This window comes from Saccharomonospora azurea NA-128 (genome assembly GCF_000231055.2).
Lineage (GTDB): Bacteria > Actinomycetota > Actinomycetes > Mycobacteriales > Pseudonocardiaceae > Saccharomonospora > Saccharomonospora azurea.
In genome coordinates, this window is sequence record NZ_CM001466.1 from 2,176,327 (window position 1) to 2,190,374 (window position 14,048).

Genomic DNA, 14,048 nt, shown 5'->3' on the forward strand with positions numbered 1-14,048 from the left:
GCTAAGGTGTGCGTAGAGTCAAGAACTCGTCAGCCCTCGTAGCTCAGGGGATAGAGCACCGCTCTCCTAAAGCGGGTGTCGGAGGTTCGAATCCTCCCGGGGGCGCCCAAGTCAGGCCCGAGGCCGAAGCCCCCAGGTCAGTCGTGGCGCAGTGAAACTTTTCGAGCAGGGGCTCACAAACGCCAGCGCACCGGTTTCTCGGGTTGATAAGCGCAACTCGTGCCCGTGACGACGCTCGCTCGGAGGTGGCGCGCCAGTTCCGGGTGTTGCGTGTCGAGTTTGCGCAGGGTGTCGCGAATGCGTGCCGTCACGGTTTTGCGCGCCCGCTCCGCCTCGTCGCCCAGCCGCCGGGTGCGGCCCGCCAAGCCCGTCGCCGCGCGCAACTGGTCGAGGAGTGCGTCCCGTTCCCGCTCGGCCGCGAGGGCGCGGTCCTCCTGCCCCAGGTGTGTCGCTCGTTCGATGACGGCGTCGAGTTCGGTGATCCTGCGCGCGTAGTTCGCCTTCGCCGTCTCGTCGAGCACCGGGTCCGCGCCCGGCAGCGGACCGAGGCTCGTCGACAGCAGGCGTTGCGCCGGCACGTACTCGCCCGAGGCGGCGAGCAGCGAGTGCAGGTCCCGCAGCCCCTTGGCGTCGGGCAGGTGGGCCGTGACACCGCCGAACGTGAGGCGCCAGACCTCGCCGGTCCGCCGGAACTCCGCGTCCGGTTTCCGCTGTGTCGCACGGATTCGCTCGATCCGATCGACCAGGCGCCGCATTCCGATGCGAGTCGCCTCGTGCTCCACCTCGGCGAGCAACGTCCGACCGGCGTCGACGTCCCCCCGGAGGAGCAACGTCTCGGCGAGGCCCGCCCTGGCTTCGAGGGACCACGGCACCGCACCCAGAATGTCCGCACACCGTTGCGCCTCGCGGAACCCCGAGGTCGCGGCGTCCCAGTCGCCCTCGGCGGCGTCCAGCGCGGCCAGCCACAGCGCCACCGGACCGCTGATGTCCCCGCCGTAGAGGGACACCAGCCACAGGCCCTCGTGCGGCTCCAGCTCCGCGCGCGCTCGACGCCGCAACTCCGGGTCCTCGCTCGCCACGGCCACCTCCGCCTGCAGCCGCAACCACAGGGGCGTGACCATCCGAGGAAGTTCCGGACGCTCCGCCACATAGCGCGCCGCCGGAGCCGTGTCGCCCGCCTGCACGGCGGTGATCGCCTCGATGAGCCTGCGATACGGATGATCCTCGCCCAGCTCCTCGTGGAACCGGGCCAGCTCGTCGAACCTGCCCTGCTGCAACAGCAACGTCCAGCGCAGGTGGTGGGCGATGAACGCCGGATGCGAGTGCCTGCTCAGCTCGTCGAGGAGCGCTTCGGCCTCCGCGAACCGGCCCGTGAGTGCGGCCACGATGCTCCGGTCGGCGATCGCGACCGCGCTGGCTCGCGGCCCGTGGGTGCTCTCGGCCAGTGCGATGAACCGGTGCATGTGGTCCACGTAGGCGGGATCGCCGAGCTCCAGGAGCGCCACCCAGCGCAAGTCGGCCGCGTACTGCTCCATCTCGGCGTCCGCGGTGCGTCGAGCGACGGCGGCCAGCTCCCCGGCCAGCCGCTCGCGCTCCGCCGCGGTGCCGAGACCCCAGATCACGTCGTGCCGGGCCGAGAGTCCGAACCCCAACGCCTCGTCGTCGCCCTTGCTGCGGGCCAGCCGGGCGATCTGCTCGGCGATCCGGCCCGCGAGGTCCGGGGCGGCGGGCTTGCCGGACAGCTCACCGAACAGCCGGGTGTGGGCTTCGGCGAGCATCATGCCGTCGCCGCCCGGGCCGCGGTACAACGTGAGGGCGGCCCGCGCCAGGAGCTCAGGGTCGTCCAGTTCCCTCGCGAGCGCGGCCGCTTCGTGGAACATCGGCCACGCCTGCCCGTCCGCGCCGGCCAACCGCAGCTCGTGCACGAGGTCCAGGGCCACCTTGACTCTGGTGTGCGGGTCGTCGACCAGTTCGAGCGCGCGGCGGTAGTGGCGGATCCGGTCGTCCGGTGCCAGTCGACGTCCCGGATCCCTGGAGGCGGCGAGCAGGTACTTCAGGGTTCGGGACCGGTCCAGCTCCGTGCCCGCGAGATAGGCGTGGTGGGCGACCTCGCTGGGGAACCGGCCTCCCGCTCTGCCGGGGATCCGTTCGTACGCGCCCACGGCGGCGGCGTGCAGCCGAGACACCTCGGCCTCGTCCAGGCTCTCGTACAGCGTGTCGCGCACGACCCCGTGCGCGAAGCGACACCGACCGTCGGGTTGCCACACCACCAGGCCGAGGGCGGTGTCGAGCAGGCGTTGGATCCGCGGAACGGGGTCCCCGGTCAACGGGGACAGGACGTCGCAGTGGAAGTCGTGGCCCAACACCGACGCCGCCGACAGCACCCGCACCACCGGCTCGGGCAGCCGGTCGAGCCAGGAACGCACGGTGCGGCGGACGGCGGGGGTGACCGCGGTCGTCGACCCGGTCGTGTACCAGAGCCTGGCCAGCTCGTCGACGAAGGACGGGTTGCCCCCGCTGCGCCGGTGGATACCGGCCACCACGTCGGCATCCGGGGCCTCGCCGGTGACCTCGACGACCAGGTCGCGGACGTGGGGAAGCTCCAGCCCCTTCAACGGGATCACGCGGGCTCGGGCGAACAGCGGCACCAGGGCCGAGTCCGGTTCGGGAGTGGCACACGCACCGAGCAACGTCACCGGCTCGAACCGCGTGTGCCGGGCGAGGAAACTCAGCACCTCGACGGTGGTCCGGTCGGCGTGGTCCAGGTCGTCCAGCGCGATCACGACGGGCTTGCGCCGGGCGAGGTCCACCAAGCCGCTCGCCACCGCGTCCACGCCGTCGCCGGGCGTGCTCGGAACACCCGGCAACGTGCGCAGCAGTCGCGGCCACGTCTGCCCCGCCGAGGACCAGCACGAGCCCGCGGCGACCAGCGCGCCGTCGCGCCGCGCCTGGGCCAACACCACGTCGAGCAGCGCCGACTTGCCGATCCCCGACTCGCCGGTGACGAGCACGAGCCCGCCCTGCTCGATCGCACCACGCACCCGGCCGAGCGGCTCGTCCCGGCCGATCAGTCGCGTCACCTGTCCTGAGTCGTGGTCCATCATCGCGAACGGTGGAGGCACAGCCGTGCGGCATGTCGGAAGTGCCGGGTCGACGGCTTCAGCTCATCTCCTGAGCGACGATCGCGGCCTGCACCCGGGAACGCAGATTGAGTTTGCTCAGCACGTTGGAGACATGGGTCTTCACCGTGGTTTCGGCGATCAGCAACCGGCTGGCGATCTGCGCGTTGGAGAGCCCTTCGCTGAGGCACATGAACACCTCACGCTCCCGCTTGGTCAGTCCGTCGAGGTTGACCGCCGGGGTGGAGGGAGGAGGTGCCGTGGCCGCGAACGTGTTGATCAGCTTGCGGGTGATGACCGGCGACAGCACGCCCTCGCCCTTGGCCACGACCCGCACGGCCTCCACCAGTTTCGGCGCGTCCACCGACTTGAGCATGTAACCGCTCGCACCGGCCCGCAGGGCGTTGTACACGTCCTCGTCGAGGTCGAACGTGGTGAGCACCAGAACCTGGGCCAGCCCTTCGGAGACGATGGCCCGGGTCGCGGTGATGCCGTCGACGCCCGGCATCCGGAGGTCCATCAACACGACGTCAGGTCGCAACGCCCTGGTCTGGCTGATGGCCGTGGCGCCGTCGGCGGCCTCACCGACCACGCAGATCCCCTCGGCGTCGTTGAGGATCATCGCGAGACCGGCCCTGATGGCACCGTAGTCGTCGACGACGAGCACACGAATGGTCACCTGTACCCCCTCAAGCCTTGTTGCGACGAGTCCACGAGCGTCCGGGCAAGCCCATCACAACGCCACCGCACCGATCTTCTCAACCGGCAGCACCGCGCGAACCAGCCAACCCCGCTCCGCCGGCCCGGCGAACAACGAACCGCCGATGGCCGTGGCCCGTTCCCTCATGTTGAGCAGGCCGATGCCGGTGTCACCACTGGTCGTCTCCTCGGCCAGCTCGTTGCTGATCTCCAGCGTGATCATGCCTTCGCTGTGTCGAATGGACACCGAGGCGCGCGCACCGGGTGCGTGCTTGATGGCGTTGGTCAACGCCTCCTGCGCGATCCGGTAGGCGGCGAGGTCCACCGCCGCGGGCAACTCCACGCCGGCGTCGTCCAACGCGTTGTGGACCTCGACGTGGATGCCCGCCGCGGTGGCCGACTCGATCAGCTTGGACAGTTCCGCGAGCCGAGGCGGCGACACGTTGTCCTCGGTGGCGGCGTCCTCCGCCCGCAGGAGTTTGATGATGGCCCGCATCTCCGTGAGGGCGCTGACGCTGTTCTCCCTGACGGAGGCCAGCACCTTGCTCACCGTCTCCGGGTCCTTGAGCGACATCGCGGCCTGCGACTGGATGGCGATCGCGGACAGGTGTCCGGCGACCACGTCGTGCAGATCCCGGGCCATGCGGGCGCGTTCGGCCCCGACCGCGGCCTTGCGGTCGAGCTCCGCGATACGAGACAGCTGCTCGGAGGCCGCTCGTTCGGAGGCCAGCAGGGCCCGGTGCTGGCGGATGTTCGCGGCCCACCACACCGGAATCACGATGAACGGCGCGACGGCGACCACGAGGAAGATGGCCAACCGCCAGCTGGGCACCAGTGCCAGCGCGAGTGCCGTGCCGACCAGCACGCACATCGGGCCCAGCACGGCGATGGTCCGGCTCACCTGCCGGGAGCTGTAGAGCACCGCGGAGTACAGGTGGTCGCCGAAGACGATCAGTATCGGCGCCGAGAGGCCGAGCGCGAGATCCCCGGCGAGCGGCAACACCGCGATCGCCATACCGAGCAGCGGAGCCTTCCGCCGCAGCAGCAACGGCACGCAGATCGCGAACAGGAGCGCGATCCGCTGCCAGATCGGGGCGTCACCGTGATCGAGCACCGGGTAGATCCCGGTCAGGTACAGAACGCTGCCGAGGACGAAGTAGCCCAGGACGATCACCTGGTCCTGGCGCTCTTTCGGCAAGCGGCGAAACACCGAGCTGATGATCGAGGTCACTCCGATATCCGATCACATGGCGCCGAGAAAAACATCCTCCGAGATAATGAGCTCGAGTCACTCCCTGCTGTTGTACAGACGCATACTGATAAACCCGAAGATCAGCGTGATACCGGCGGAGATGGCCAGGGTCGACAGGATCCACCCCATCGGCACCGAGCCGGTGAGCAAGCCGCGAACGGCCGACACGGTGTGCGTGATGGGATTGGCCGCCACCACGGTCTGCAGCCAGCCGGGCATCGTCTCCGGCAGCACGTAGACGTTGCTCAGGAAGGTCGCGGGCATGACGACCAGCATGCTCATGCTCATGACGGACTTCTCCGAGCGGAGCAGCAGCCCGAACATCGTCCAGATCCACGAGAACGCGAACGCGAACACCAGCAGCACCCCGATCGCCGCGAGGACGTGCAGGATGCCGGCGTCCGACCGGAAACCCATCAACAATCCCAGGAGCAGGATGGTGACGGCCGCGATCGAGTAGCGCACCGCGTCTCCGAGCAGCGCGCCGACCAGCGCGGCCGGGCGCCACACGGGCAACGTCCGGATGCGGTCGAAGATCCCCTTGTTGATGTCGCTGTTGATACCGGTTCCGGTGTACATGGTGATCATGGCGACGCTCGTGACCAACATTCCCGGCAGCAGGAATTGCAAGTAGTCACCGGTCGAGCCGGACAATGCGCCGCCGAAGAGATAGGTGAACATCAGCGTCATCAGGACGGGGAACACGGTGACGTCGAAGATCTGTTCGGGAATGTGCTTCAGCTTCAACATCGATCGCCAGCCGAAGGTCAGCGAGGCCGACAGAGCGCTCGGGCGGGACATCGACTTGCCTTCGGCGAGAACGGACTTCAGTGCGGGAGTGGTCATCGGGCGGTGGCCTTCGCTTCCTCGGGGTCGGGGGTGCTGGAACGGTCGGTCAGAGCGAGGAACACCTCGTCGAGGCTGGGCCTGCCGAGCGTGAAGTTGTCCACCGCGATGCCGGCCGCGGCGAGCTCGCCGAGCACCACGGCGGCCTGCTTCTCCGCACCCTCGGCCTCGACGAGCGCGGTGAGGACGAGCGGATCGGCCGAGGTTCGCACCGGGGTGGTCATCGAGCGGGCGAGCACGTCGGTGGCGGCGTCGACGTCGTCGACGTCGACGAGGCGGACGTGGATGGTGCCCGCCCCGGTCGAGGCCTTCAGCTCACCGGGGGTGCCTTCGGCGACCATGCGGCCACGGTCGATCACCGCCACGCGGTCGGCCAGCTGGTCGGCTTCCTCCAGGTACTGGGTCGTGAGGAGGACGGTCGCGCCCTCCGCCACGATGTCGCGGACGATCTCCCAAACCTCGTTCCTGCTGCGCGGGTCGAGCCCGGTGGTCGGTTCGTCGAGGATCAGCAGGTCGGGCGACTGGACGATGCTGGCGGCGATGTCGAGGCGGCGGCGCATACCACCGGAATAGGTCCGGACCTGCCTGCCGCCCGCTTCGGTGAGGCGGAACGCCTCCAGCAGCTGTTTCGCCCGTTTCACCGCTCCCTTCCGGCCGTAGCCGAACAACCTGGACAGCATGACCAGGTTCTCCTCACCGGTCAGGACGTCGTCGAGGGAGGCGTACTGCCCGGTGACGCTCAACCTGGAGCGCACCTCGTCGCGTGCGCGCGTGACGTCGTGGCCGAAGACCCGCGCCGTCCCGCTCGTCGGCGACAGCAGCGTGGCCAGCACCTTCACGGCGGTCGACTTGCCGGCGCCGTTCGGGCCGAGCAGCCCGAACACGGTTCCCGCCTCGACCACCAGATCGAGCCCGTCGAGCGCGCGGTGCGCACCGAACTCCTTCACCAGTCCGACTGTCTCGATCGCCGGGCCGGCACGCAGTGTGTCCATGGGGTCGTCCTCCTCGTGGCCTGCCTTCACCCGAGAGGCGCGAGATCGGACGACTCGGCCGCGAGATCGAATCTCGCGGGTCGCGCGCTCCTCCGAAGGGATGAGAGCACCGATACTGATTGACGATTCACCGTCGGCCCGCCCCGACTCTAGAGTGGTCGGTAGCAAGAGTCTGGGAAGGACATCGACATGCTCGAACTGATCGGAATTCTGTTCGCCGTCCAGGGCATCGGCGGACTGATCAACAACCTCCAGGAGAACAGCGGCGACAGCTGGTTCCTGGTGAACTACATCGACGCGCTGGAGGGCTTCGAGATCCCCATCAGCATCGGTCTCATCATCATCGGCGTGCTGGCGGTCGGTGTGCCCTATTTGACCAAATCGAAGCGGTAGAAACCCGGCATCTCCGGACCGAACCACGCGCAAACGAATACTGGGGGTTTGAGTGTGAAGTCGGAACACACCGACGACAACGCCAGCTGGCCTTATCCCATCAAGCAGGCCTCACGCGATCCGGGACCGCTGAACGTCCATCGCAACGCGAACCAGCCGGCGTACGTCGGCATTCCGACGTTCATGAGCCTTCCGATCTGTCTCACTCCTGAAGACCTCCGCGCGGGGGATGTCGACGTGGCCGTGCTCGGCGCCCCGGTGGACACGTCCACCGGCCATCGGGGTGCCGCCTTCGGGCCCCGTGCTCTGCGCGCGGACGAGCGGTACCTGTTCAACAACACGTCCGACCTCGTCAACGCCAGTACGCGCATCAAGCCGTTCGACGAGCTGACCGTCGTCGACTACGGCGACGCCGCCGTCGACCTGTGGAGCATCGAGAACACCGAGCGGACGATCGGGCAGGTGGTCTCCGAGGTGCTCGACGTCGGCGCGGTGCCGATCGTCATGGGCGGAGACCACTCCGTCATGGTGCCCAACGTGCGGGCGCTGGTGGAGAAGTACGGCGCCGACAAGCTCGCCGTCGTCCACTTCGATGCCCACCCGGACTGCCACGAAGAGATCTACGGGCACACCAAGACGCACGCGACCACGATCTGGCGTCTGGTCAACGAGCTGGGCGTCCCCGGCCACAACATCGTGCAGGCGGGCATCCGCACTCCCGGCTCGCCGGACAACCATTTGTTCCACTGGATGCGCAAGGCGGGCATCCACACGCACTTCATGGCCGAGATCGAACGACTCGGTCTGCCCGCGGTGGTCGACAAGGTGATCGCGGAGGCCAGTGACGGTGCCGAGGTCGTCTACGTCTCGTTGGACATCGACGTCGTCGACCCGGCGTACGCGCCGGGCACCGGGACACCGGAGCCCGGTGGCCTGTCGGGCCGGGAGATCCTGACCGCGTTCCGGAGGCTGTGCCACGAACTTCCCGTGGTGGGAATGGACGTCGTCGAGGTCGCCCCGCACCTCGACCCCGGTTACCACACGGCGCTGTTGGCCCGTCGCGTGATCCTGGAGTCGATCAGCGGACTGGCCATGCGCAAGGCGGGTATCAGCACCCGCGACTACCGGCACCCCGTCGTCTCGGGGGAGATCCCCTTCGCGATGCCGGCCCGACGTTCCTGACTCACTCCGGTCGCGGGCCAGGACAGAGTTTTCCGACCCGGCCCGCGATGACGGAGAGCGGTCACCTCAGCACTCGATCACCTCGGTCAGCCAGCGGTCGACCGCGCGTGCGGTGTCGGCACCCAGGTCTTCCATGATCCGGAAGTGGTTGCCCTCGACGTCGAGGGTGGTGTGCGGCAACGGCCAGGTCGGTTGTCCACCGGCCCCGAGCGGATCGGACGCCCGCACGAGCAACGTGGGCGTGTCGATCGGTTTCACGGTCCAATCCAGATTGAAGTACCGGCCCATCGCGGTCAGCCACGCCTCGCCCCACGCGTCGTCGGCGGTGCGGTCGCGCTCGATCAGGCCTCGCCAGGTGTCGTCCATGGCGTCGTCCATGGCCTCCCGGTCGAGCTGCGAGTACGTGTCGAGCAGGATCACCGCCTCGGGCCGCGTTCCCTCGTTCTCCAGCCGAGCCGCCAGCGCGTGGGCGATGACTCCGCCGGAGGAGTAACCGACGAGCGCGAACGGTTCCTGCCCGACGTGCTCCCGCAGGCCCGCGAGATGGACGTCCAGCAGCGCCTCCGCGCTCGCGGGCAGCGGCTCGCCGGTGCGGAACCCGAGCAGGGGCAACACGAACACGTCGCGCTGGTCCCGAAGCCCTCCCGCGAACCGAGCGTAGGTCTGCGGCCCCGTCTTGCCGACGAACGGCGGGACGCACACCAGCCGGGTGCGCCCGCTGCCCTCGGCCATCCGCACGGGGGCGGAGTCGACCGCCAGGTCGTCGGCGCCGTCGAAGGTCGGCAGGAACGTGGCCGCGGTGTTGAGCAGGGCGATGAAGTCGTCGACCCGGCCGAGTTCGCCCGCCCTCTCGTAGAGGACGCTGAGCGTGCCGGGCTTCGCCGCCCCCTGCTCCGACGACTGCTCGCCCACCAGCGACAGCAGGTGCCCGGCGAGCTCCACGGGGGTGCCGAACTCGAACACGGCCGTGGTGCGGACCCGCTGCCCGATGCGCGCGCTGAGGCGCCGGGCCAGGTCCACCGCCGTGACCGAGTCAAAGCCGGCCTCGATCAGCTTGCCGTCGGGCTCGAACGAGTCGGCGTCCGAGTACCCCAGCACCGCCGCGGCGACGGAGCGGACGACCTCCACGACGAACGGAAGCCGTTCCGCCGGAGGCAGTGCGCGAAGCCGCTCGGCGAGGTCCGCTCGGGACGCGGTCGACTCGGCCGGGTCGGTGTCGGACGCGAGCGTCGCCTCGGGCAGTTCGGCGAGCAACGTGCTCGGGCGCGTGGTGGTGAACACGGGAGCGAACGCCGACCAGTCCATGTCGGTGATGGCCAGTGTGGTGTCGTCCTGGTCCAGGGCCTGCGCCAGCGCCCGCACCGCGAGTTCGGGCTGCATCGACCTGAGTCCGCGCCGGGCCATGAGCTCCCGGAACGGGCTGTCGCCGAGGCCTCCGCCGTCCCAGCCGCCCCAGGCGACGGAGCAGGCGGACAGCCCGCGCGCCCGGCGTCGCTGTGCGAGGGCGTCGAGGTGGGCGTTCGCCGCCGCGTACGCGGCCTGCCCGATGCCGCCCCAGACTCCGGCGCAGGACGAGAACAGGACGAACGCGTCGAGTGCGGTGTCGGCGAGCAGCTCGTCGAGCAGTTCGGCGCCGGTGACCTTGCCCGCGTACACCTCGGCGAGGACCTCCGGTGTGGTCTCCTCCAGCGGGATGGACGGCGCGATGCCCGCGGTGTGCACGACGGCGGAGAGCGGCGGCAGCGTGTCGAGGAGGTCGACCAGGGACTCGCGGTCGGCCACGTCGCAGGCCGCGACGGTGACCTTGGCACCCAGCTTCGCGAGCTCCGCCGCCAGTTCGTCGGCTCCCGGCGACTCCCTCCCCCTCCGGCTGGTGAGCACGAGGTGCTGCGCGCCCTCGGCGGCCAGCCAGCGGGCCACGTGTCCGCCCAGGGCACCGGTCCCACCCGTGATCAGCACGGTTCCGTTCGGGCGGTAGCGCCGCGGCGGGACGTCGGCGACGGAGGCGTGTACGAGTCGGCGTCCGAAAGCGCCTCCGGCACGCAACGCCACCTGGTCCTCGGCTCCCCCGGCCAGTACGTCGGCGAGCGCGTGCAGCATGCGCTCGGTCGGCGCGGGCGTGAGGTCGACCAGGCCGCCCCACCTCGCCGGGTGCTCCAGCGCCGCGCTGAAACCGAGGCCCCACACCGACGCCTGGACCGGGTCGACGGGCGCGTCACCGGTGCCCACGGCGACCGCGTTGCGGGTCACCGTCCACAGCGGAGCGTCGAGTCCGGAGTCTCCGAGCGCCTGGACCAACGCCAGCACGGCGTCCGCCGAGGCGGGCAGGAACCGGGGGTGGCTGGGGCGCGAGTCCGCGTCGAAGGCGAGCAGGGACACGATGCCGTCGAGGCCGTCGAGCCCCGACAAGCGGGCCGCAAGCGCCTCCCGCGTCAGCTCCGATGCCGCCGGCGACAGTTCGTGGACGCGCGCTCCCCGCTCGGTCAGCACGCGCACGATCGCCGTGGCAGTGTCGCCGCTGTCGCCGCTGTCGCCGCTGTCACTGCTGTCGCCGCTGTCACTGCCGACACCGCCCTCCGCCGGGCTGAGGACCAGCCAGTCGCCGCCGAGCGTCGCGCGAGCGCCGAGTGTGACCGGCCGCCACTCCACGCGGTACCGCCACGATTCGACCGTCCGCTCCTCGGTGCGCTGCCGGCGCCAGCGGGACAGCGCGGGCAGGACCGCGGCGAGCGCGTCCCGATCGGTGGTCTCCAGCAGGTCGGACAGCGCGCCCAGGTCCTCGTCCGCGACGAGTCCCCAGAACCGCTCCGCGATCGGGTCGCCGCCGTGCGGAGCGTCCTGCGCGGAGGCGGGTTCGTGCCAGTACCGCTTCCGCTGGAAGGGGTACGGGGGCAGCGAGACCGGCTCGGGTTCCGTGCCCTCGAAGGCGACCGGCCAGTCGATCGCGGCGCCGTTGACGTGGGCCTCACCGAGTGCGGCGAGGAACTGCCGCAGCCCGCCCTGGTCGCGGCGGAGCGTGCCGACGACCACCACCTCGTCCGACGCGCTGTGGTCGGCGACCTCGTGCAGCGCGTTGCGCAACACGGGATGCGGCGTCGACTCGATCACGAGGTTGTGCCCGTCGGCGAACAGCTGCCGCACGGCGGGTTCGAACAGCACCGGCTGACGCATGTTCCGGTACCAGTACTCCGCGGTCAGCTCCGCCGTGTCGACACGGGTGCCGGTGACGGTGGAGTAGAACGCGACGTCGGTCGAGACCGGGCGGATCGGGGCGAGGTCCGCGAGCAGGTCGTCGCGCAGCGGTTCCACCTGCGGTGAGTGCCCCGCCCCCGGCGCGCCGGGAATGCGGCGGCAGCGGATCTGCCGGTCCTCGCACACCTGCAGCAGCTCGTCGAGCGCCGCGGGATCACCGGCCACGGTGCCCAGCGCGGGGCCGTTGACGGCGGCCACCGAGAGCCCGTCCCACCGCTCGACCAGCGCGGTCAGTTCGTCGTGCGGCAACGACACCGAGGCCATGGCGCCCCGCCCGGCGATGTGCGTCAACGCACGCGACCGCAGAGCGACGATCCGCGCCGCGTCGTCCAGCGTCAGCGCCCCGGCCTCGTGTGCGGCCGCGATCTCGCCCTGCGAATGACCCACGACCGCCGCGGGTTCGATGCCGTAGGAGCGCCAGAGAGCGGCCAGCGACACCATCATCGTGAACAGCACCGGTTGCACGACGTCGAGCCGCTCCATGGAGGCCGCGCCCTCGACCCCGTTGAGCACGTCGGTGACCGAGAAGTCCACGTAGGACGCGAAGGCCTCCTCGCACCGGCGGACACTCGCGGCGAAGACCTGGGACTCGGTGAGCAACGCGGCCCCCATGCCCGGCCACTGCGATCCCTGCCCCGAGAAGACGAACACCGGCTTGCCGTCGCTGAGCAGCGCGCTGCCCTGCACCGTGCCGGGCACCGGCTCCCCGTCGGCGAGCGCGGCGAGTTGCTCGGAGAAGTCCTTCGCCGTCGCCGCGCTGAGCACGGCCCGGTGCGGCAGCAGGCTCCGCGTGGTGAGCAGCGAGTACCCGACGTCGACCGGGTCCAGCTCCGTCTCGCTCTCGACGCAGGCGTGCAGGCGAGCGGCCTGGGCGCGGAGCGCGGCCGGGGACTTGGCCGACAGCAGCCACGGCACGGCCGCGGGGATCCGCCGGTCGGGCCGTGCGATGCGTTCCACGGCGGGAGGCTGTTCGACGATCACGTGCGCGTTCGTGCCGCTCAGCCCGAACGAGGACACCCCCGCACGACGCGGACGGCCCGTCTCCGGCCACGGACGCGCCTGCGTGAGCACCTCGACCGACCCCGTGGACCAGTCGACGTGGGAGGTCGGCCGCTCGACGTGCAGCGTGCGCGGCAGCAGCCCGTGCCGGATCGCGTACACCATCTTGATCAGCCCCGCGATCCCCGCCGCGGCCTGGCTGTGCCCGATGTTCGACTTGATCGACCCGAGGTACAGGGGCCGGTCGTCCGGCCTGCCCTGCCCGAGGGTCGTGAGCAGGGCGGTCGCCTCGATCGGGTCGCCCAGGGCGGTACCGGTGCCGTGCGCCTCCACCGCGTCGACGTCCGCGGGTGTCAGGGTGGCGGCCGCGAGCGCCTCCCGGATCACGCGCTGTTGAGCGGCCGTGCTCGGCGAGGTGAGCCCGTTGCTCGCGCCGTCCTGGTTGATCGCGCTGCCCTGCAGCACGGCCAGCACCTCGTGGCCGTTGCGCTGGGCGTCGGACAACAGCTCCAGGGCCACGAGTCCCGCGCCTTCGGCGAAGACCGTCCCGTCCGCTCCTTCGCCGAACGCCTTGCAGCGGGCCTGCGACGCGCTCACGTCGATGCCGCTCGCGTCCACCAGCACGGCGAGGTTGGCCAGCACGGTCACGCCACCGGCCAGCGCGATGTCGCACTCGCCCCTCCGCAGCGACTGCATGGCCAGGTGCAGCGCCACCAGCGAGGACGAACACGCCGTGTCCACGGTGAGGGCGGGCCCCTCCAGCCCCAGCATGTAGGCCAGGCGTCCGGAGAGGACGCTCGGGGCACTGCCCGTCAGCACGTACCCCTGCGTCTGCTCGGGGTCCGCGCTGCCGTCGAGGCCGTAACCGGACGTGGTTCCTCCGACGAACACGCCGGTGCGGCTTCCCCGCATCGCCGACGGGTCCAGCCGTGCGCGCTCCAGCGTCTCCCACGCCACTTCGAGGAGAACACGCTGCTGCGGGTCCATCGCCAGAGCCTCGCGCGGGGTGATGCCGAAGAACTCCGCGTCGAAGTGCCCGGCGTCGTCCATGAACCCGCCCTCGCCGGCCGCGTTGCCCCAGCCCCGGTCGGCCGGCAGCGGCGTGATGGCGTCCACCTCGTCGGCGACGAGCTGCCACAACTCCTCGGGCGAGTTCGCGCCGCCGGGGTACCGGCAGGCCATGGAGACGATGGCGACCGGAGCCCCCGTGGACGCCTCCGCGACGCGCAACCGTTCGCGCGTCTCGTGCAGATCGGCGGTGACCCGCTTCAGGTAATCAAGGAGTTTCTGCTCGTTGCTCATTGCTTCCTCGCG

The 14,048-nt window shown here is 70.3% G+C and carries 7 protein-coding genes, 1 tRNA gene and 1 pseudogene; 3 read left to right on the top strand and 6 right to left on the bottom strand.

Annotated elements, in window-relative coordinates:
- Positions 1-32: 32 nt before the first annotated feature.
- Positions 33-105: transfer RNA gene (locus SACAZDRAFT_RS09905), tRNA-Arg, on the top strand.
- A 68-nt stretch (positions 106-173) separates the two neighbouring features.
- Here the strand turns inward: SACAZDRAFT_RS09905 and SACAZDRAFT_RS09910 are convergent.
- The 5 genes from SACAZDRAFT_RS09910 to SACAZDRAFT_RS09930 form a co-directional block, all read right to left on the bottom strand.
- A complete protein-coding gene (locus SACAZDRAFT_RS09910) occupies positions 174-3,080 on the bottom strand; it encodes an ATP-binding protein (protein ID WP_232286398.1) in 2,907 nt (968 codons plus the stop codon).
- A 79-nt stretch (positions 3,081-3,159) separates the two neighbouring features.
- Positions 3,160-3,798 carry a response regulator gene (locus tag SACAZDRAFT_RS09915; RefSeq protein ID WP_005441155.1) on the bottom strand — a complete coding sequence of 213 codons (639 nt, stop codon included), beginning with the start codon at positions 3,796-3,798 and terminating at the stop codon, positions 3,160-3,162.
- A 54-nt stretch (positions 3,799-3,852) separates the two neighbouring features.
- Entirely contained in the window at positions 3,853-5,049 is a 1,197-nt protein-coding gene (locus SACAZDRAFT_RS09920; protein WP_005441156.1) for a sensor histidine kinase, read from the bottom strand.
- A 57-nt stretch (positions 5,050-5,106) separates the two neighbouring features.
- On the bottom strand, positions 5,107-5,916 hold the full coding sequence (locus SACAZDRAFT_RS09925; protein WP_005441157.1) for an ABC transporter permease: 810 nt from the start codon (positions 5,914-5,916) through the stop codon (positions 5,107-5,109).
- Complete coding sequence (locus tag SACAZDRAFT_RS09930; RefSeq protein ID WP_005441159.1) at positions 5,913-6,908, bottom strand: daunorubicin resistance protein DrrA family ABC transporter ATP-binding protein; 996 nt, start codon at positions 6,906-6,908, stop codon at positions 5,913-5,915. Before SACAZDRAFT_RS09930 ends, SACAZDRAFT_RS09925 begins: the two co-directional genes overlap by 4 nt.
- Before the next feature lie 189 nt (positions 6,909-7,097).
- Here SACAZDRAFT_RS09930 and SACAZDRAFT_RS09935 point away from each other — a divergent pair, with 189 nt between their 5' ends.
- Both SACAZDRAFT_RS09935 and speB read left to right on the top strand, forming a co-directional pair.
- The gene (locus SACAZDRAFT_RS09935) at positions 7,098-7,301 is read left to right on the top strand and encodes a hypothetical protein (RefSeq protein WP_005441160.1); all 204 of its coding nucleotides are present in this window, start codon (positions 7,098-7,100) and stop codon (positions 7,299-7,301) included.
- A 54-nt stretch (positions 7,302-7,355) separates the two neighbouring features.
- Complete coding sequence (gene speB, locus SACAZDRAFT_RS09940) at positions 7,356-8,483, top strand: agmatinase (protein WP_005441161.1); 1,128 nt, start codon at positions 7,356-7,358, stop codon at positions 8,481-8,483.
- A 66-nt stretch (positions 8,484-8,549) separates the two neighbouring features.
- Here the strand turns inward: speB and SACAZDRAFT_RS09945 are convergent.
- Positions 8,550-14,036 (bottom strand): annotated as a pseudogene (locus tag SACAZDRAFT_RS09945) (type I polyketide synthase); the annotation flags it as partial.
- Between the last annotated feature and the right edge of the window lie 12 nt (positions 14,037-14,048).

Excerpts from the sequence above, each read along its gene's own strand:
- SACAZDRAFT_RS09935 (WP_005441160.1), top strand. The coding sequence starts at position 7,098 with ATGCTCGAACTGATCGGAATTCTGTTCGCCGTCCAGGGCATCGGCGGA.
- SACAZDRAFT_RS09925 (WP_005441157.1), bottom strand. The coding sequence starts at position 5,916 with ATGACCACTCCCGCACTGAAGTCCGTTCTCGCCGAAGGCAAGTCGATG.
- SACAZDRAFT_RS09930 (WP_005441159.1), bottom strand. The coding sequence starts at position 6,908 with ATGGACACACTGCGTGCCGGCCCGGCGATCGAGACAGTCGGACTGGTG.